Annotated in this window: 17 protein-coding genes and 1 pseudogene; 1 reads left to right on the top strand and 17 read right to left on the bottom strand. The window is 67.5% G+C overall.

Annotation, left to right across the window (positions count from 1 at the left end; genetic code table 11):
• The 14 genes and pseudogenes from nuoG to VGC56_RS16980 all read right to left on the bottom strand — a co-directional run bounded on the left by nuoG (window position 1) and on the right by VGC56_RS16980 (window position 9,749).
• On the bottom strand, window positions 1-2,010 hold the full coding sequence (gene nuoG / locus VGC56_RS17045; RefSeq protein WP_464126802.1) for an NADH-quinone oxidoreductase subunit NuoG: 2,010 nt from the start codon (window positions 2,008-2,010) through the stop codon (window positions 1-3).
• The gene (locus VGC56_RS17040) at window positions 2,003-2,599 is read right to left on the bottom strand and encodes a hypothetical protein (protein ID WP_464126800.1); all 597 of its coding nucleotides are present in this window, start codon (window positions 2,597-2,599) and stop codon (window positions 2,003-2,005) included. The genes nuoG and VGC56_RS17040 overlap by 8 nt, the downstream gene beginning before the upstream one ends.
• Window positions 2,600-2,670: 71 nt before the next feature.
• Window positions 2,671-3,963, bottom strand: coding sequence for an NADH-quinone oxidoreductase subunit NuoF (gene nuoF / locus VGC56_RS17035; RefSeq protein WP_464126798.1), 1,293 nt, complete (start codon window positions 3,961-3,963; stop codon window positions 2,671-2,673).
• A complete protein-coding gene (locus tag VGC56_RS17030; protein WP_464126797.1) occupies window positions 3,956-4,132 on the bottom strand; it encodes a hypothetical protein in 177 nt (58 codons plus the stop codon). The genes nuoF and VGC56_RS17030 overlap by 8 nt, the downstream gene beginning before the upstream one ends.
• Window positions 4,129-4,833 carry a complex I 24 kDa subunit family protein gene (locus VGC56_RS17025; RefSeq protein ID WP_464126795.1) on the bottom strand — a complete coding sequence of 235 codons (705 nt, stop codon included), beginning with the start codon at window positions 4,831-4,833 and terminating at the stop codon, window positions 4,129-4,131. The genes VGC56_RS17030 and VGC56_RS17025 overlap by 4 nt, the downstream gene beginning before the upstream one ends.
• Window positions 4,826-5,047, bottom strand: a complete 222-nt coding sequence (locus tag VGC56_RS17020) for a hypothetical protein (protein ID WP_464126793.1) — start codon at window positions 5,045-5,047, stop codon at window positions 4,826-4,828. Before VGC56_RS17020 ends, VGC56_RS17025 begins: the two co-directional genes overlap by 8 nt.
• A complete protein-coding gene (locus VGC56_RS17015) occupies window positions 5,044-6,258 on the bottom strand; it encodes an NADH-quinone oxidoreductase subunit D (RefSeq protein ID WP_464126858.1) in 1,215 nt (404 codons plus the stop codon). The genes VGC56_RS17020 and VGC56_RS17015 overlap by 4 nt, the downstream gene beginning before the upstream one ends.
• A gap of 35 nt (window positions 6,259-6,293) precedes the next feature.
• Window positions 6,294-6,941, bottom strand: a pseudogene (locus tag VGC56_RS17010) (NADH-quinone oxidoreductase subunit C); the annotation flags it as partial.
• A gap of 2 nt (window positions 6,942-6,943) precedes the next feature.
• Window positions 6,944-7,498, bottom strand: a complete 555-nt coding sequence (locus VGC56_RS17005; protein WP_464126791.1) for a NuoB/complex I 20 kDa subunit family protein — start codon at window positions 7,496-7,498, stop codon at window positions 6,944-6,946.
• Window positions 7,489-7,866, bottom strand: coding sequence for an NADH-quinone oxidoreductase subunit A (ndhC, locus tag VGC56_RS17000; protein ID WP_464126789.1), 378 nt, complete (start codon window positions 7,864-7,866; stop codon window positions 7,489-7,491). Before ndhC ends, VGC56_RS17005 begins: the two co-directional genes overlap by 10 nt.
• Before the next feature lie 260 nt (window positions 7,867-8,126).
• Entirely contained in the window at window positions 8,127-9,155 is a 1,029-nt protein-coding gene (locus VGC56_RS16995; protein WP_464126856.1) for an aspartate-semialdehyde dehydrogenase, read from the bottom strand.
• A gap of 52 nt (window positions 9,156-9,207) precedes the next feature.
• The gene (locus VGC56_RS16990; RefSeq protein WP_464126787.1) at window positions 9,208-9,405 is read right to left on the bottom strand and encodes a hypothetical protein; all 198 of its coding nucleotides are present in this window, start codon (window positions 9,403-9,405) and stop codon (window positions 9,208-9,210) included.
• Between the two features lie 10 nt (window positions 9,406-9,415).
• A complete protein-coding gene (locus VGC56_RS16985; RefSeq protein WP_464126785.1) occupies window positions 9,416-9,541 on the bottom strand; it encodes a hypothetical protein in 126 nt (41 codons plus the stop codon).
• The gene (locus tag VGC56_RS16980; RefSeq protein WP_464126783.1) at window positions 9,510-9,749 is read right to left on the bottom strand and encodes a hypothetical protein; all 240 of its coding nucleotides are present in this window, start codon (window positions 9,747-9,749) and stop codon (window positions 9,510-9,512) included. Before VGC56_RS16980 ends, VGC56_RS16985 begins: the two co-directional genes overlap by 32 nt.
• Window positions 9,750-9,959: 210 nt before the next feature.
• Here VGC56_RS16980 and VGC56_RS16975 point away from each other — a divergent pair, with 210 nt between their 5' ends.
• Window positions 9,960-11,606 (top strand): glycoside hydrolase family 43 protein, encoded by a 1,647-nt coding sequence (locus tag VGC56_RS16975; protein ID WP_464126781.1) that lies wholly within the window; start codon window positions 9,960-9,962, stop codon window positions 11,604-11,606.
• Between the two features lie 255 nt (window positions 11,607-11,861).
• Here the strand turns inward: VGC56_RS16975 and VGC56_RS16970 are convergent, their stop codons facing one another.
• The 3 genes from VGC56_RS16970 to VGC56_RS16960 form a co-directional block, all read right to left on the bottom strand.
• Window positions 11,862-13,472: a DUF5597 domain-containing protein gene (locus tag VGC56_RS16970; protein WP_464126779.1), complete on the bottom strand. Its 1,611-nt coding sequence runs from the start codon at window positions 13,470-13,472 to the stop codon at window positions 11,862-11,864.
• The gene (locus VGC56_RS16965; protein WP_464126855.1) at window positions 13,469-15,754 is read right to left on the bottom strand and encodes a glycoside hydrolase family 31 protein; all 2,286 of its coding nucleotides are present in this window, start codon (window positions 15,752-15,754) and stop codon (window positions 13,469-13,471) included. Before VGC56_RS16965 ends, VGC56_RS16970 begins: the two co-directional genes overlap by 4 nt.
• Before the next feature lie 215 nt (window positions 15,755-15,969).
• Entirely contained in the window at window positions 15,970-16,905 is a 936-nt protein-coding gene (locus VGC56_RS16960) for a hypothetical protein (RefSeq protein ID WP_464126777.1), read from the bottom strand.
• Window positions 16,906-17,233 lie beyond the last annotated feature (328 nt).

Below are 17,233 nucleotides of genomic sequence, written 5' to 3'. Positions count from 1 at the left end.
TCACTCCGCGGCCTCCTGGAAAGTGCGGCCGTGGAGGATCTCGGCCGAACAGCGCTGCAGCGTCGGCGACGCGCGCGCGATGGGGTTCGTGAGGTAGAAGTCCTCGATCGGATAGGCGATCGTTCCTGCGACCGCAGGCGCGCCGCCGAGATGCTCGGGCAGCGGATCGAACAGGGCGAGACCCGGTGTGCCGAGGTGCGGATAGTCCGCGGCCATCGCCGCGCGGAGCTGCACCAGATCGTCGAACGGCAGCGTCTTGCCGAGCACATCGGAGAGGGCGCGGAAGATGGTCCAGTCCTCGCGCGCCTCGCCGGGCGGGAAGACCGCGAATTCGGAAGTCTGCACCCGGCCTTCCAAGTTGACGTAGGTGCCGTGCTTCTCGGTATAGGCAGCGGAGGGCAGGATGACGTCGGCGTGGCGCACGCCGCGGTCCCCGTGTGTGCCGATATAGATTGTGAAGGTGTCGGCGAAGGCGCCCGTATCGACCTCGTCCGCCCCCAGCAGGAACAGCGCCTTGAGGCTGCCGGCGCGGGCGCGGATCGCATCGACGCCCCCCTCGGTCGCGAAATCCATGTCGAGCGCTGCGACGCGGCTGGCGGCCGTATGGAGCATGTTGAAGGTCGCTCCCAGCGCCTGCGCGGCCGCGCGGGCGGCCTCATAGGCTCCGGCGACCTGGAGCGCACCCATGCCGACGATGATTGCGGCATTGTCCTTGCCGTCGAAGGCGTCGCGCACGTCCTGCGGCAGGTCGCCAAGCAGCTGCAGGTCGGCGCCGAGCTCAGTCACCGGGTAGGTGAGATCGACCGGAGGCCCGATGCGGAAGATGCGCCCGCCCGCCTTCACGGCCTTGCGCAGCCGGGTGTTGACCAGCGGCGCCTCCCAGCGCGGATTGGTGCCGATGAGCAGCACCGCCGGCGCCGTCTCGATGCCCGCGATGGTCGAGTTGAAACGGTAGTTGCGCGGGTGCGACACGTCGAAGCGCGCGCCGTCCTGGCGGCTCTCGTGCAGCGTCGACCCGTAGGACTGGAGCAACGCCTTCAGCGCGTAGACCGACTCGGCGTCCTGGAGGTCGCCGGCAATCGCCGCCACCTCGTCGCCCGAAGCGCCGCTCAGCCGCTCGGCAATCGCCGCAAACGCCTCTTCCCAGCTCGCCGGCTGGAGCTTGCCTTCACGCCGCACCCAAGGCCGGTCGAGCCGGTTGCGCACCAGCCCGTCCACCGCGTGGCGGGTCTTGTCGTGGGCCCACTCCTCGTTGACGTCGTCGTTGATGCGCGGCAGCGCCCGCATCACTTCGCGGAAGCGGTGATCGATGCGGATGTTGGTGCCGACCGCGTCCATCACGTCGATGCCGGGAACCTTGCGCAGCTCCCACGGCCGCGCCTCGAAGCTGTAGGGCTTGGAAACCAAAGCGCCGACCGGGCAAAGATCGACGACGTTGCCCGAAAGCTCCGACGTCACCGCGCCTTCGAGATAGGAGGTGATCTCCGCATTCTCGCCGCGGTTGATCATCCCGATCTCCTCGACGCCGGCGACTTCCTCGGCGAAGCGCACGCAGCGCGTGCACTGGATGCACCGCGTCATGATCGTCTTGACCACCGGACCCATATATTTCTCGGTGACCGCCCGCTTGTTCTCCTGGAAGCGGCTATGGCCGCGGCCATAGGCCATGGCCTGGTCCTGGAGGTCGCACTCGCCGCCCTGGTCGCAGATCGGGCAGTCGAGCGGGTGGTTGATGAGCAGGAACTCCATCACCCCCTCGCGCGCCTTCTTGACCAGCGGCGTCTGGGTGAAAATCTCCTGATTGTCCGCGGCCGGCAGCGCGCACGAAGCCTGCGGCTTGGGCGGTCCCGGCTTCACCTCGACGAGGCACATGCGGCAATTGCCGGCGATGGTCAGCCGCTCGTGATAGCAGAAGCGCGGAATCTCCTTCCCCGCCAGCTCGCACGCTTGGAGCACGGTGGCGCCCTGCGGCACCTCAATCTCGACGCCGTCGACTTTGACCTTAGGCATCTTCGTAACTTCCATCCGCCTTCACGGCCTGGCACCGCTGGGCGGCGGCTTCGTAATCGATCGCATAGGGCTGCCTGGACGCCTTCCCCACTGCAAGGCTCGAGACGCGAACCGGCTTGGCTGCCTCCGCTCTCTCGAGAAGGCCCTCCGGGCTCTTTTTGGGCGACAGCAGCGCCGCGACCTCCGCAGGTGTCGGCGTGAAGCCGAGCATCTGCTCGCTGCGGCTGAGCTCCGTCGACACGCCGGCGACGTCGGAGCGCCAGATGATAGCAGCAGGTGCCTCCATCGCTCCGTCGACGAAGCGAAACTCGCAGCGGCGGACAATGCCCGCGTACCGGTCCGCTCCGACCGCAGCGGGCCTGGTCCCCGCGAGAATCTTGAGGAACTTCCTGTTGTCGAATTTCGATATGGGGGCGCCCGCCGCCTGCGCGACAGCTTTCGCCTGCTCGCGGCACGCCGCGCGGATGCGCATGAGCAGTCCGACGGTCGGGCTGCCGTCGGCGTCATAGACATATTGCCTGTCGAATTTCACCCGCGCAACGAGCGTCGCCGCCGTCGCGGGCGCCTCGGACCAGGCGCAGTTGGCCATTTGCGCTTCTCTATCCTCTCTCTTCGAGGAGGGTCCTGCGGCAGCCAAGGCAAGGATCAGCGGCAGCGCAATCATTCCGCCGCCTCCAGCGTCCGACCCTGGCGTTCTGCGATGCGCCGCTCGAGCTCGGGGCGGAAGTGGCGGATGAGGCCCTGGATCGGCCAGGCCGCAGCATCCCCCAGCGCGCAGATGGTGTGGCCCTCGACCTGCTTGGTGACGTCCCAGAGGAGGTCGATCTCGGACAGGTCGGCATTGCCTTCGACGAGGCGCTCCATGACGCGCCACATCCAGCCGGTGCCCTCGCGGCACGGCGTGCACTGGCCGCAGCTCTCATGCTTGTAGAAATAGGAGATGCGGGCGATCGCCTTCACGACGTCCGTCGACTTGTCCATGACGATGACCGCGGCGGTGCCGAGGCCGGACTGGAGGTCGCGCAGGCCGTCGAAGTCCATCGGCGCGTCGCTGATCTCGTGCGCCGGCACCAAAGGCACCGACGCGCCGCCCGGAATGACGGCGAGGAGATTGTCCCAGCCGCCGCGTATGCCGCCGGCATGGCGGTCGATCAGCTCGCGGAACGGGATCGACATCGCTTCCTCGACCACGCACGGCTTGTTCACGTGGCCGGAGATCTGGAAGAGCTTGGTGCCCTCGTTCTTCTCGCGCCCGAAGCCCTTGAACCAGGCGGCGCCGCGGCGAAGGATCGTCGGCACGACCGCGATCGACTCGACGTTGTTGACCGTCGTCGGGCAGCCATAGAGGCCCGCGCCCGCCGGGAATGGCGGCTTCAGGCGCGGGAAGCCCTTCTTGCCCTCGAGGCTGTTCAGCATCGCCGTCTCTTCGCCGCAAATGTAGGCGCCGGCGCCGCGATGGACGAACAGGTCGAAATCGTAGCCGGACTTCGCCGCGTTCTTGCCGAGCAGGCCGGCGTCGTAGGCCTGGCGCACCGCCGCTTCGAGCGTCTCGGCCTCGCGGATGAACTCGCCGCGTATGTAGATGTAGCCCGCCCGCGCCCGCATCGCGAAGCCGGCGATCAGCGCGCCTTCGATCAGCTTGTGCGGATCGTGGCGGATGATCTCGCGATCCTTGCACGATCCGGGCTCGGATTCGTCGGCGTTGATGACGAGGAAGTTCGGCTTACCGGGCTTGGGCTCCTTGGGCATGAAGCTCCACTTCATGCCGGTCGGGAAGCCGGCGCCGCCGCGGCCGCGCAGGCCCGACGCCTTGATCTCGTCGATGATCGTGTCCTGGCCACGCGCCATCAGCGCCGCGGTGCCGTCCCAGTCGCCGCGTGCCTGCGCGCCCTTCAGGCCCCAATCCTGGAAGCCGTAGAGGTTGGTGAAGATGCGGTCCTTGTCGTCAAGCATCGCGCGGACCCTCGATCATCTTGCGCACCCCGAAGAACACGGCAGCGACCACGGCGACGGCAATGGCGAGGCCGATCAGCTTGAAGGTCAGGAACACGAGCTTCACCAGCACCCACAGGACGAGGATGCCGACGAGGATTGCGACGGCGAGCGAGCCGAGCGACTTCATGCCGACGCCCCCCCTGCCCCAGCATTGTTCCACAGCGGGCGGTAATCGTGGTTCTCGGAGACCATTTCCTGGAGCGTGGTTGGACCGCCCTCGGGATCGCTGGTGCGGCGGTTGACGCCCTGCGGGCCCGGCTTCGGCGTCTCGCCGCGCGCCAGCGCCTCAATGAGGGCGGTCGTCGTCTCGAACGTCAGATCCTCGTAATTGTCGTCGTTGATCTGGACCATCGGCGCGTTGGCGCAGGCGCCGAGGCATTCGACCTCCGAAAGGGTGAACAGCCCGTCCGGCGTCGTCTGGCCCTTCTTCAGCCCCTTGGCCTTGCACGCGGCGAACACATCGTCCGAACCCTGCAGCATGCATGGCGTCGTCCCGCAGACCTGGACGTGGTAGCGACCAACCGGCCGCAGGTTGAACATCGTGTAGAAGGTCGCGACCTCGTAGGCGCGGATGTACGGCATCGACAGCTGGGCCGCGACATATTCGATCACCGGAATGGGCAGCCAGCCCTGCGTCTGCGTCTCCGCGCCCACCTGGCGCTGCGCAAGATCGAGCAGAGGCAGGATCGCGCTGTGCTGCCGCCCCGGCGGATAGCGGTCGATGAACATCTGCGCCTGCGCCGCATTCTCCTTCGTCCAGGCGAAAGAGCCCCAGCGGGCGCGGACCTCGTCGATGTCGGGGATGGAATTGGGGAGGATGTCAGCCATTTTGATCAGCCTTGGCCGCCTTCGCCGCCCTGCGAGCCCGAAAGAAAGGAATCAACGACGCCAGGAGGAACAGCAAAAGGCCGAGGTGCATCATCTCCATTCCCGGCAGCCCGGCGGCATAGAGAAGGATCACCGCCACGGCCAGGAGCGGCAGCGCCACGGCCTCGATGAGAAATGCTACTCCCAGGCGTCTCCAGGTGAATGAACTGCTCACCGGTCGATCTCCCCGAACACGATGTCGAGCGAGCCGAGGATGGCCGTCACGTCGGCCAGCATGTGGCCCTTGGTCATGAAGTCCATTGCCTGCAAATGCGAGAAGCCGGTCGGCCGCAGCTTCACGCGGTACGGCTTGTTCGTGCCGTCGGCGACGAGGTAGACGCCGAATTCGCCCTTGGGGCTCTCGGTCGCGACATAGACTTCGCCGGCCGGCACGTGGAAGCCTTCGGTGTAGAGCTTGAAGTGGTGGATCAGCGCTTCCATCGACTGCTTCATCTCGGCGCGCTTGGGCGGCACCACCTTGCGGTCGTCCGACGCGATCGGCCCCGGCCGCATCCTGTCCAAACACTGCTTCATGATCCGCACCGACTGGCGGACTTCCTCGACCCGGACCATCATGCGGTCGTAGCAATCGCCCCGCGTCCCCACCGGCACGTCGAACGCGACTTCGTGGTACATGTCGTAGGGCTGCGACTTGCGGATGTCCCAGGGGATGCCGGCGGCGCGGATCATCGGGCCGGAGAAGCCCCAGGCCAGCGCGTCCTCCTTCGAGACGATCGAGATGTCGACGTTGCGCTGCTTGAAGATGCGGTTGTCGGCGACGAGGCTGATCGCATCTTCGAAGATCGGCAGCAGCTTCTTGTCCATCCACACGCTGATGTCGTCGAGCAGCGCCTGCGGCACGTCCTGGTGGACGCCGCCGGGGCGAAAATAATTCGCGTGCATCCGCGCTCCGGACGCCCGCTCGTAGAAGTTCATGATGTCTTCGCGCGGCTCGAACAGCCACAGGTTCGGCGTCATCGCGCCGACATCCATGATGTGGCTGCCGATGTTCAGGAGGTGGTTCGAGATCCGCGTCAGCTCGGCGAAGAAGGTCCGCAGCCACCGCGCCCGCTCCGGAACCTCGAGATCCAACAGCTTCTCGATGGCGAGCACATAGCTATGCTCCATCGACATGGGCGAGACGTAATCGAGCCGGTCCATATAGGGCACCGACTGGATGTAGGTCTTGTATTCGCACAATTTCTCGGTGCCGCGGTGGAGCAGGCCGACATGCGGATCGACCCGCTCGACGATCTCGCCGTCGAGCTCGAGCACGAGCCGGAGCACGCCGTGCGCCGCCGGGTGCTGGGGTCCGAAGTTGATCGTGTAATTGGCGATCTTCGATTGCGTGGCGCCCCTCCGCGCCACATGGTCGGCGGTGCCCACCGTCGGCGTGTCGAGGCTCACTTCTTGATCTCCTCGGCCTTCAAGGGCGTCGGCGCGCCCGGGGCTTCGGGCGAGGCCTTCTCGTCGCCGGGGAGGATGTACTGGGCGCCTTCCCAGGGGCTAAGGAAATCGAAGGCGCGGAAATCCTGCGGCAGGCGCACCGGCTCGTACACCACCCTTTTCTGCTCCTCGGAGTAACGCAGCTCGACATAGCCTGAGAGCGGAAAGTCCTTGCGGAACGGATGGCCGCGAAAGCCATAATCTGTGAGGATGCGGCGCAAATCCTCATTGCCCTCGAACAGCACGCCGTACATGTCGAACACCTCGCGCTCGAGCCAGCCGGCGACCGGCCAGAGGCCGGTGACGGAGGGCACTGCCGTGTCCTCGTCGGTCGAGAGCTTGATGCGGATGCGGTGATTCTTGGTCACCGAGAGGAGGTGGTAATCGACCTCGAACCGCTCCCGCCGCTGCGGATAGTCGACGCCGGCGATCTCCATCAGCTGCTGATATTCGAAACCGTCGCGCATCGTGCGGCACACCTCGACGATGGTCTCGCGGCGGACGGTGATCGTGTCCTCGCCGACCGCGTGCCGCGCATCGAGCACGGCCTCGCCGAGCGCGGCCTTCACTTCGTCGAGCAGCCCCTCGCGCGGGGCAATCCTGGGTGCCGAATTGTTGGCCATGTCTAACGTTCGATCGTGCCGGAGCGGCGGATCTTCCGCTGCAGCTGCATGATCCCGTAGAGCAAAGCCTCGGCGGTCGGCGGGCAGCCGGGCACATAGATATCGACCGGCACGATGCGGTCGCAGCCGCGCACCACCGAATAGCTGTAATGATAATAGCCGCCGCCATTGGCGCAGCTGCCCATCGAGATGACGTAGCGCGGCTCCGACATCTGGTCGTAGACCCGGCGCAGCGCCGGCGCCATCTTGTTGCACAGAGTGCCGGCGACGATCATCACGTCCGACTGGCGCGGCGACGCCCGAGGCGCGACGCCGAACCGCTCGAGATCGTAGCGCGGCATGTTGGCGTGGATCATCTCGACCGCGCAGCAGGCGAGGCCAAAGGTCATCCACCACAAGGAGCCGGTGCGGGCCCACTGGAACAGGTCCTCGGCGGAGGTGACGAGGAAGCCCTTGTCGGACACCTCGCTCTGCAGGTCCTGGAAGAATTTGGGGTCCGGCTGCTGGAGGTCCGACGGGCGGACGTTCTCGTGCCGGGGATCGAGGATCACTCCCATTCGAGCGCTCCCTTCTTCCAGGCGTAAACGAAGCCCAGCGCCAGCTCGACGAGGAACAGCATCATCGAGGCCCAGCCGGCGATGCCGGTATGCTTCAGCGACACCGCCCACGGGAACAGGAACGCGGCCTCCAAATCGAAAACGATGAACAGGATGGCGACGAGGTAGAAGCGCACGTCGAACTGGGCGCGGCTGTCCTCGAAGGCGGGGAAGCCGCACTCATATTCCGCGAGCTTGTCCGCATAGGGGTTGCTGGCGCCGGTGAACTTGGCCGTGATCATCGGCAGCACGACGAAGGCCGACGAAAGGCCCAGCGCGACGACCAGGAACAGCAGGATGGGCAGGTAACCGGCGGCGACGGACGCCATCGAGATTCTCCGGTGGAAGCGTGACTTGGCGCGGCTCTTAGGCCGTCCCGCGCGAGCCCGCAACCGGGTAGGCGGGTGGGAAGGGGTTCTCCTTGCCTCCCTGCGAGCAAAGCTCGTGGGGAGGGGGACCAGCGAAGCTGGTGGAGGGGTATTCACAGCCACCCGGAACCCTGGCGCGAATGACTCCGGGACGCTCGAATACCCCTCCACCACCCTGCGGGTGGTCCCCCTCCCCATCCTCGCGGATGGGGAGGCAGAAGCTATGCCGCCTTCTGGAGATGCTTTCTTCCGAGCAGCTCGGCGATCTGGACCGCGTTCAACGCCGCGCCCTTCCTCAGATTGTCGGACACGCACCACAAATTGAGCCCGTTCTCGACGGTCGAATCGTCGCGGACGCGGCTGACATAGGTGGCATATTCGCCCACCGCCTCGACGGGCGTCACGTATCCGCCGTCCTCGCGCTTGTCGACGAGCATGACGCCCGGCGCCTCGCGGAGGATGGCCTGCGCCTCCTGCGCCGAAATCTCCCGCTCGAACTCGATGTTGATCGACTCGGAATGGCCGACGAACACCGGCACCCGCACGCACGTCGCCGTCACCTTGATCTTCGGGTCGAGGATCTTCTTCGTTTCGACCACCATCTTCCACTCCTCCTTGGTCGAGCCGTCGTCGAGGAAGTCGTCGATGTGGGGGATGACGTTGAAGGCGATCTGCTTGGTGAAGAAAGCCGGCTCGTTGGCGTCGCCGACGAAGATGTTGCGGCTCTGCTCGAACAGTTCGTCCATCCCCTTTTTGCCCGCGCCGGAGACCGACTGGTAGGTCGAGACGACGACGCGGCGGATGCCCGCGGCGTCGTGCAGCGGCTTCAGCGCCACCACCATCTGCGCGGTCGAGCAATTGGGGTTGGCGATGATATTCTTGCGCCGGTAGCCGTCGATGGCTTGCGGGTTCACCTCCGGCACGATCAGCGGCACGTCCGGGTCCATCCGGTAGAGCGAGCTGTTGTCGATGACGGTGCAGCCCGCCGCCGCCGCCCGCGGCGCATGCGCCCTGGAGGCTTCGGAGCCGGCGGCGAACAAAGCCATATCCCAGCCCGTGAAATCGAAATGCTCGATGTTCTGGACCTTGAGCTCGCGCCCCGAATCCCCGAAGTCGATGACGTTGCCGGTCGAGCGCGGCGAGGCGACGGCGGCGATATCGTCCAGGGGGAATTCGCGCTCGGCGAGGATGTTGAGCATCTCGCGCCCGACATTGCCGGTCGCGCCGACGACGACCATCCGGTAGCCCATGAAAGCATCTTTCTCGCTGGTGAGGCTGTCCATCTAGGAGAAAATGCGAACTTTACAACGCGGCGACTGCACCTTCCTCCTCCAGCGCCGCCAGCCTGGCGCAGGCATGGTCGAGAAGGACGAGCGTGTCGCGCTCCATCCCGCCGCGCCATTCGTCCTCCAGCAGCTCGATCTGCGCCTTGAGCGCCTCGCGCTGGCGGCTGCGTTCTTCGGCGGTACGCGTAGCCGCACCGGACAGGATCAGGGACATGGTCGAATCCTCAGTGAATGAAGAGCGCGAAGATGAGCACGATCAGCGCCATCGCCGTCGCCGTCGCCAGCACCGGCCTCGGCTCGCGGAAAGCGTCGCAGAGCTCAGGCGCGCCCGCGGCCGGGTCCTGCGGCATCTTCCCTGCCCTCCCGCGGTGCATCCTTGCCGGACATTTGCTCCTTGAGCTTGTCGTGCCACTCCTCGTCGCGGCCCTCGGCAGGACCGCCGCGCGCGGCCTGCTCACCCTTCTCGCCGGAATTCTGGGACTGCTGGAAGCTGCCCTTCCCGGCATCGCCCATCGCGCTTTCGGCCGGATCGCTCGGCTTCACCGCCTGATCGCCCATCGCACCCTCCTTCTCGGATTGCCCCCAACCTAGAAACCTCACAGCCCAGTACCTCCAGAACCTGATGCAGATTAATTCGTTCCCCGGCTGCGGGAGCGCTGCGTGGAATCGCCCGCCTTGTCCGCCGAACCGACGCTGGCTAGGCCCCAGACGACCCAGGTCAGGATCTGGAGGAGGTGGCGAATGCGCGGCGGGCTTGGACCTCTCACGATGGCGGCCGCTCTCGCGGTGCCCCTCCCCGCCTGTGCCGCCCCGGCGGTGTTCGGCTGGTTCGACTATAAGGGAAGCGACCCGTCCGACCGGGTGCCCGCCAAGCCCGGCGACTATCGCAACCCCATCCTCCACGGCTTCTACCCGGACCCGAGCGTCACCCGCGCCGGCCGCGACTTCTACCTCGTCAACTCGACCTTCGCCTGGTTCCCGGGCATCCCGGTGTGGAAGAGCCGCGACCTCGTCCACTGGACCCAGATCGGCAACGCCATCGACCGGCCCGGCCAGCTCGATTTCAAGCGCCTCGGCCTCTCGCGCGGCGTCTTCGCCCCGGCCATCTCCTGGCATGCCGGCACCTTCTATATCGTCAATACCTGCGTCGATTGCGGCGGCAACTTCCTGGTGACGGCGAAGAACCCCGCCGGCCCGTGGTCGGACCCGGTCTGGCTGCCGGCGCTCGAGGGCGGCATCGACCCCTCGCTCTTCTTCGACGACGACGGCAGCGCCTGGATGGTCAATAACGGCCCGCCGCCCGGCCAGCCGCTCTACGAAGGCCACCGCGCCATCTGGGTCCAGCGCTTCGACCCCAAATCCAACAAGACCTTCGGGCCGCGCACGATGCTGGTGAACGGCGGCGTCGACCTCTCGAAGAAGCCGGTGTGGATCGAGGGCCCGCACATCCTGAGGAAAGGCGACTATTACTATTTGACATGCGCCGAGGGGGGCACCGCCGAGGGCCACTCGCAGGTCGTCTTCCGCAGCCGCCGGCCGGACGGGCCGTTCGTTCCCTTCGCCGGCAACCCGATCCTCACCCAGCGCGACCTCTCGCGCGGCCGGCCGATCCCGATCACCTCCGCCGGCCACGCCCAGCTGGTCGACACGCCCGACGGCCGCTGGTGGGCGACCTTCCTCGCGACGCGCCCCTATAGCGGCGATTTCTACAATACCGGCCGGGAGACCTTCCTGCTGCCCGTGACATGGCAGGACGGCTGGCCCCGCATCACCGGGCCGGAAGAACCTATCCCCTACGCCCGCCCTGCGCCGCACCTTCCCCCCGGCCCCGCCCCCGTGCCGACGAGCGGGGGGTTCGCCGTGCGCGACGATTTCCGCGGCCCCGCGCTTCCGGTCTACTGGATGCAGATGCGCAACCCGCGCACGCGCTGGTGGCGGCTCACCGGCGGCACCTTGAGCATCCAGGGCCGCCCCGTCCGCCTCGGCGACAACGCCAACCCCTCGTTCCTCGCCCGCCGCCAGCAGCATATGGACGCCACCGCGACGACCGAGCTGCGCACCTGCCCCGCCGCCGACGGCGAGGAAGCAGGGCTGGCGGCGCTCCAGAACGACGATTTCTGGTATTTGCTCGCCGTCGCCCGCAGCGGCGGCTCGACGAAGCTGGTGCTGAAGCGGCGCGCCGGTCCTGGGGAGCCCGCCGGCGGGGCATTGGTCGCGGAGACGCCTTTCCGCTGCGGCGGTCCGGTGCGGCTGCGGGTGGAGGCCAAGGGTCCAGCCTACAGCTTCTCCTACGCCGGCGCGGACGGAGTTTGGCGCACGCTTGGGGCCCCACAAGACGGGACGATGCTCAGCACCAAAACCGCCGGCGGCTTCGTCGGCGCCGTCTTCGGCCTCTACGACTACGCGCCGCGCTGACGAAGAAGGCCCGCCGTGCGACCAGGAGCGCGGCGGGCCTTCCGGAGCCAGAGGCGCTCGTGGGGGGAACGCCGACCAGCGTAATAGCCAAGTCACGGTTTCCGCTGGTTTAACCTGGATACCGTGCAACTACCGTATCGGCGCGCCGCGGTGGCGACCGCCGCCCGCTCGTGGGGGATCCAGACGACGGCCGCCGAAGGCCCCTAAGCAGATAAAACCGTTTTGGTCATTACGGTATCAACACGGTATCGCCGTTCATCGTCGCCACACGCCCATCTTTACGCGCAGCAGTACGGGCTGGCGGGTGAAGTTCAGGCCATAATCGGTCTGGTCGCCGTTCCAGACGCGCGCCGTGACCCAGTGGCCGCTCTCATCGAACGTCCCCTCCTCCACGCGCACGATCGCCCCATTCTCCCCGCCCGCCGGCGAGGCGAGCGAGAAGCGGACGCGCGCGTCGGAGCCGGCGACGAGGAATTCGTCCGGGCCGAGCTGCGCCACGACGGCGCCGCCGACCGGCTGCCCCTTGGTCGGATGCGGCTCGGATTTGATCCAGGTCCAGTCGCGGTCGCCAAACTCCCATTGCTCGAAAGAGACATTGGCCCGCCAGCGCCCGAAGGCAGTGGAGCGGTCGGCGGCATCGGTCCCCTTGGCGACGCCCCAGGTCGGGCTGGCGGCGGCGATCCGCGCCCACTGCCGCGCGATGTCGGCGAACACAGCATATTTCGACGCAAACGCCTCGACCGTCGCCGCATCCAGCGCCTTCGCGCCCAGCGGATAATTGGAATAGCCGGTCGCGTCGGTACCGAACGGCGCGACCCCAATCCCGCCGCGGCCGAGTATCTCCCACAGATAGCGCGCCTGGTCGGGCGCGTTGCCGAGCTCGGGCACGAACAGCGCGTTGTCCGGGCGGTCGTAATAAGAGAGGATCTGCGCCACCTCGCGTTCATCATGATTGTAGATGTCGGGCGCGACGAGATCGATGTGCGGGGCGGCCGCCTTCCAGACGTCGATCATGTTCCACTGCGGGCCGCCGCTCGGCGTCGTCGAGGCGGACTTGGCGTCGAACGGATTGCCCATCGCCGAATTGCAATACATGGGGAGCGGCTTCACCGCCTTGCCCGCCGCCGCGATCTCATCGGCGTAGCGGGCCATGTGCCAGCTCGCGAAGGCCTGCTCGGCAAAGTCGCCATAGACTTCGGTCCAGGTGCCGGCCCTCCCCTTGAGCTTCGCCAGCGCGGCCGGCACTGGGCCGCGGAACAGCCGCTCCGCCTCCGGCGAATGGTCGCGGGCGAGGCCGTAGCTGCCGATCTCGTTCTCGACCTGCACCATGATGACCTGGTTGTCCGGGTCCGCGTCGCGAAGGTGGGTCATCAGCGCAGCGAAGGCCCTTTTGTCCGCCTCCAGCGTCGACCGGCTGTGGGGCGACAGAACGCCGTGCGCCCTCCCGTCCGCAGTCCGCATGCGGGGGAAGCGGGCATTGTCCATCTTCACCCATGCGGGCGCGTAATTGGGCGAGGTGTTCTTCCAGGTGCCGAACCACAGCAGCACGAGCCGCACCCGGTTCTCCCTCGCCTCGCGGATGAGGGTGTCGACGAAGGAGAAATCAAACCGCCCCTCGACCGGCTCGACCTGCTCCCAGGCGACCGGCATCTCGAGCGTGTTGGCGTGGAGCGCGTGGATGACCGGCCACACCTTGGGCAACATCGCCGGATAATTGCTCGAATTGTTCGCCTGCCCGCCGAGCATCACGAACGGCGCGCCGTCGATGAGGAAGACGTGGCGGCCGTTCGGCTGCGCTACGATCTTGGGTAGAGGTGCGGCCGCGATGAGGGCGCTGGCCGCGAGGAGGAGCGCGAGCCGCTTCACGGCCGCGCCTCGATCACCCGTACCAGGAGCTGCGGATCCTGCCCGGTCGGCAACCGCCCCGAGGCGGTGAGCCGGCGGCCCGCCTCGCTCCAGCGCAGCGTCGCGCTTGTCCCCTGCCCCTTGCGATAGGCGTTGGTCGTCCCGTCGTCGTCGTAGAGGGTCAAGGCCGTGTCCCGCCCCGGATAGACCCGGATTTCCGCCAGCTTCTGCTGGGTGGCGGTGCTGGGCACGTCCGTGCCCATCGGCACGATCGAGCCGGCGCGGACGAAGACCGGAATGCGGTCGATCGGCGCGTCGGCGGTGACGGTCTGGCCGCCGTGCAGGCGCCGGTTCGTCCAGAAATCGTACCAGTCGCTCCCCGCGGGAAGGTAAACGCTGCGGCGCGTCGCCCCCTGCTCCGTCACCGGCGCGACGAGGAAGGCCGCGCCGAGCATATATTCATCGCCCAGCGTGGCGGCGTTCGGGTCGTCCGGGAAGTCCATGAACAAAGCCCGCATGAACGGCGCCCCGCCCTCATAGGTGTGGCGGCCGAGCGCGTAGAGATAGGGGACGAGCTGGTAGCGCAGCTTCAGCCAGCTGGCGAGGATCGGCTCCGCGGCGGGGCCATAGTCCCAGATCGACGTCGCCGGCCGAAGCCCGTGGATGCGCAGCGTCGGCGTCAGCGCATTATATTCGAACCAGCGGACGAACAGCTCCGGATAGTCCGGATAATTACCGCCCATCGCCTTGGCGCCGGCCGGGTCGACCAGCGGCGGGTGCTCGGCCTTGGGCCCGTTCGGCCACTGCCAGCCGCCCGTGTCGCTGCCCCAGTAAGCGAGGCCCGTGGCCGTGAAGCCCAGTCCCGCCGGAACCTGCCGCCTCAGCGCCTCCCAACTGGCATGCACGTCCGACGACCAGAACAGCGATCCGGTGCGCTGCGAGCCCAGATACGCGGCCCGCGACAGGATCAAATTCCGCAGCTCCGGCCGGTCGCGCGCCGAGCCTTCCGCCACGCCCTCCGTATGCACCAGCGGGAAGAGGTTGTGGTACCGGTCGCCCGAGCCGATCGAATAGAAGCCGCCGTCCGGCACCAGGTCCGGCTCGGTCTCGTCGAGCCAGAACCAGTCGAAGCCCTGGCTCGCGATATTGTCCCGGATCTTGCCCCAGAACCACGCCCGCGCCTCCGGGTTCGTGCTGTCGATCAACGCCCCCGCCCGGTCCGACCGCACCGCCAGCCCGTCGACGACATGCCCGTCCTTGTCCTTCAGGAACCAGCCCTTGGCGGCGAGCATCTCGTAATAGCGACTCTCCCGCTCGAATCGCGGCCAGACGCTGACGATCGAGCGCATCCCCATCCGGTGCAGCGCGTCGTTCATGCCCTTGGGATCGGGGAAGAAATTCCGGTCGATGTCGAGCTGGCCCATCCGCGTCCAGTAGAACCAGTCGAGCACCATCACGTCGAGCGGGTACCCTCTCTTCCGATACCCCTCCGCCACCCCGAGCAGCTCCGCCTGGCTCTCGTACCGCGCCTTCGACTGGATCAGCCCGAACGCGGCCTTGGGCGGCAGCGGCGTCTCGCCCGTCAGCCTTTTATACCCGGCATAGATTTCGTCCGCCGTCGCCCCGGCGATGACGAAGAACGACACCCGCTCCCCCACCTCCGACTGCCAGTGGGTGGCGCTGAACAGCCCCGGCGACACAGTGGTCGCCGAAGGATTGTCCCAGACCACGCCATAGCCCTTGTTCGTCACCATGAACGGCACGCAGACCGTCTCCCCCGCCGGCGCGTCGTAATTGTGCCGGCAGTCGATCGTCCGGCCCTTGAGGTCGAGCGCCCCCTCCTGGTTCTGCCCGAGCCCGTAATAATGTTCGTCGGCCGGCGCCGCGAAGCTCGCCCCCACCCGGAACGTCTTCTCGCCATTCACGACGTGCGGCGCCATCTCCCAGCCGGTCATCTCGGCGAGCGGCCGCCCGTCGGCCCGCGCCACGACAAGCGACACCGGCGGCAGCGACGGCGCGAAATAGCGCTCCATCTGCCCCGGCGCCTTCGGCCAGGGCTGCGCCGCGACCCGGACCGTGACGGCCGGCGAAGCGAACACGTCCGCGCCATTCTCGACCCGGTGCGTCCACCCCGCCGCATCCGCCCTGCCGCTGATGCCATAGCCCGCCGGCGCATCGGCCAGCGCCGCATCGGTGGCGAGCGTCACCCGCACGATGTTCGGCCCGTAGGGCTCGACCGCGACATAGCTGCCGTGCCGCTCGACCGTCGCCAGCGGCGCCGCGCCGGCCGCGGCGGGCACCATCGCAGCCGCCGCCCCGGCGAGAAGCGCACCCAAAACGAACCAGCGACTTCGCACCCGACCCTCCTCGCAGCCACAGCCCCTCCTATTGCGGGACCCGGGCGATTGTCGAGCGGGCCCTTGCGGGGGAAGATTCGCCATCGCCTGGGGACAGCCTATCTGGCTGTCCCCGCTCAGCGCGGGAACGGGGACAATCAGATAGACTGTCCCTGTTCGGACTACTTTCGTTGAATATCGCCAATCCGCCACCCGCCGAACAGAGCCACCTCCGGATGGTACGGCGCCTTCCCCGAAGCCCGGCTCCACCCTTCCACCCCCTCGAGCGGCGGCACCGGCGGCAGCGGCGGCAGCTCCCGCGGCGGCGCCCGCTCGTCGGCCCGGAGCGCCCACCGCACCGCCTGGTCCTCCGCCTCCCGCGCCTCCTCGACGGCCGCGATCGCCCGCAGCCGCGCGAGATAGATCTCGTCGCTTTCGCCGCGCCGCCGCGCCCGATGCGGTTCCTCCCAGCCCAAACGCACCTTCTTCTGGTGGAGGAAGAGCAATTGCAGCGCCTGCGCGACGCTCATCTGCGGCATCGGCGGCGGCTCGGCATCGAACCAGGCATCGTCCTCGTGGCTGGCCGGCGTCGCCGCCACCCAGGCCGCGCATTCGAGCCGCACATAGCCGATGTCGAGCGCCCGCCGCATCTCCCGCGCAAAGGCCGGCTTCTGCTTCTGCCGCCGGTAGAAAGCGGCGAAGGAGGCCCCCGCCGCCGCCGCCGAGAGCCGGACGTTCGCCGTCGCCGACAGCGCCTGGAGGAAGAGCTGCTCGGCCGCCCTGGTCAGCTTCCCCCGGCACGCCGGCCGCACCTGCAGCCGGCCGCTCTTCGTGCGCACCACCATCAGCTCGCCGCCTTCGGTCCGAAGCGCCGACCGAGCTCCGCGCGGCATCGCCGGCCCCGTCTTCCCGCCGGCGGCGTGGAACCGCGCATGCGCGTCGACCAGCGCAATGTCCCACCGGCTCGCGAAATCGGGATGCCCGGAGCGCCGATGCTGGATCGTCCCATACTGAACCCCCACCTCCCGCGCCGACATCCGCACGTTGCCGGTGCGGTGGAGCGCCGCGAGGAAGGCGGCGTTCTCGCGGCGTTGACGAGGCGAAAATGGCTTCGCCATTACGCCGCGCTTGAGCAGCGAAGCCGACGCGAAGCGACGCCTGAGCAGCGAACGCAGGGTTCCCATCGAAGTAGTACTTCGATGGGGTCCCAGACGGCGCGCCCCGGACGGCGAGGCGCGGGGGTCAAAACCCCGCGAGCTCGTCCGACGTCACGGGTGCGGCTTTGCCGCGCCCGCTCTTGTTGCCGAGCCGCCGCGGCAGATGCCCCACCAGCCGGCTCCGGAAATGACCCGACACCACTGAACAACCAAACCACACACGATCCCCCACGAATCATATTCCCTATATGTTCTCAAGAACACACCGATTTGTCAAGCCCCCTCGCAC

It is taken from the genome of Allosphingosinicella sp., from assembly GCF_036403745.1.
In the GTDB taxonomy this organism is placed as follows: Bacteria; Pseudomonadota; Alphaproteobacteria; order Sphingomonadales; family Sphingomonadaceae; genus Allosphingosinicella.
The sequence above is the reverse complement of the archived record's forward strand: the minus strand, read 5'-3'. Positions and strand labels throughout refer to the sequence as shown.

Bases quoted from the DNA above. Each gene is read 5' to 3' on its own strand.
- VGC56_RS16990 (WP_464126787.1), bottom strand. From the start codon at position 9,405: ATGTCCCTGATCCTGTCCGGTGCGGCTACGCGTACCGCCGAAGAACGC.
- VGC56_RS17040 (WP_464126800.1), bottom strand. From the start codon at position 2,599: ATGGCCAACTGCGCCTGGTCCGAGGCGCCCGCGACGGCGGCGACGCTC.
- VGC56_RS16985 (WP_464126785.1), bottom strand. From the start codon at position 9,541: ATGCCGCAGGACCCGGCCGCGGGCGCGCCTGAGCTCTGCGACGCTTTC.
- nuoF (WP_464126798.1), bottom strand. From the start codon at position 3,963: ATGCTTGACGACAAGGACCGCATCTTCACCAACCTCTACGGCTTCCAG.
- nuoG (WP_464126802.1), bottom strand. From the start codon at position 2,010: ATGCCTAAGGTCAAAGTCGACGGCGTCGAGATTGAGGTGCCGCAGGGC.
- VGC56_RS16975 (WP_464126781.1), top strand. From the start codon at position 9,960: ATGGCGGCCGCTCTCGCGGTGCCCCTCCCCGCCTGTGCCGCCCCGGCG.
- VGC56_RS16965 (WP_464126855.1), bottom strand. From the start codon at position 15,754: ATGGTGCCCGCCGCGGCCGGCGCGGCGCCGCTGGCGACGGTCGAGCGG.
- VGC56_RS17025 (WP_464126795.1), bottom strand. From the start codon at position 4,833: ATGGCTGACATCCTCCCCAATTCCATCCCCGACATCGACGAGGTCCGC.
- VGC56_RS16960 (WP_464126777.1), bottom strand. From the start codon at position 16,905: ATGGCGAAGCCATTTTCGCCTCGTCAACGCCGCGAGAACGCCGCCTTC.
- VGC56_RS16980 (WP_464126783.1), bottom strand. From the start codon at position 9,749: ATGGGCGATCAGGCGGTGAAGCCGAGCGATCCGGCCGAAAGCGCGATG.
- VGC56_RS17005 (WP_464126791.1), bottom strand. From the start codon at position 7,498: ATGGGAGTGATCCTCGATCCCCGGCACGAGAACGTCCGCCCGTCGGAC.
- ndhC (WP_464126789.1), bottom strand. From the start codon at position 7,866: ATGGCGTCCGTCGCCGCCGGTTACCTGCCCATCCTGCTGTTCCTGGTC.
- VGC56_RS17030 (WP_464126797.1), bottom strand. From the start codon at position 4,132: ATGAAGTCGCTCGGCTCGCTCGCCGTCGCAATCCTCGTCGGCATCCTC.
- VGC56_RS16995 (WP_464126856.1), bottom strand. From the start codon at position 9,155: ATGGGCTACCGGATGGTCGTCGTCGGCGCGACCGGCAATGTCGGGCGC.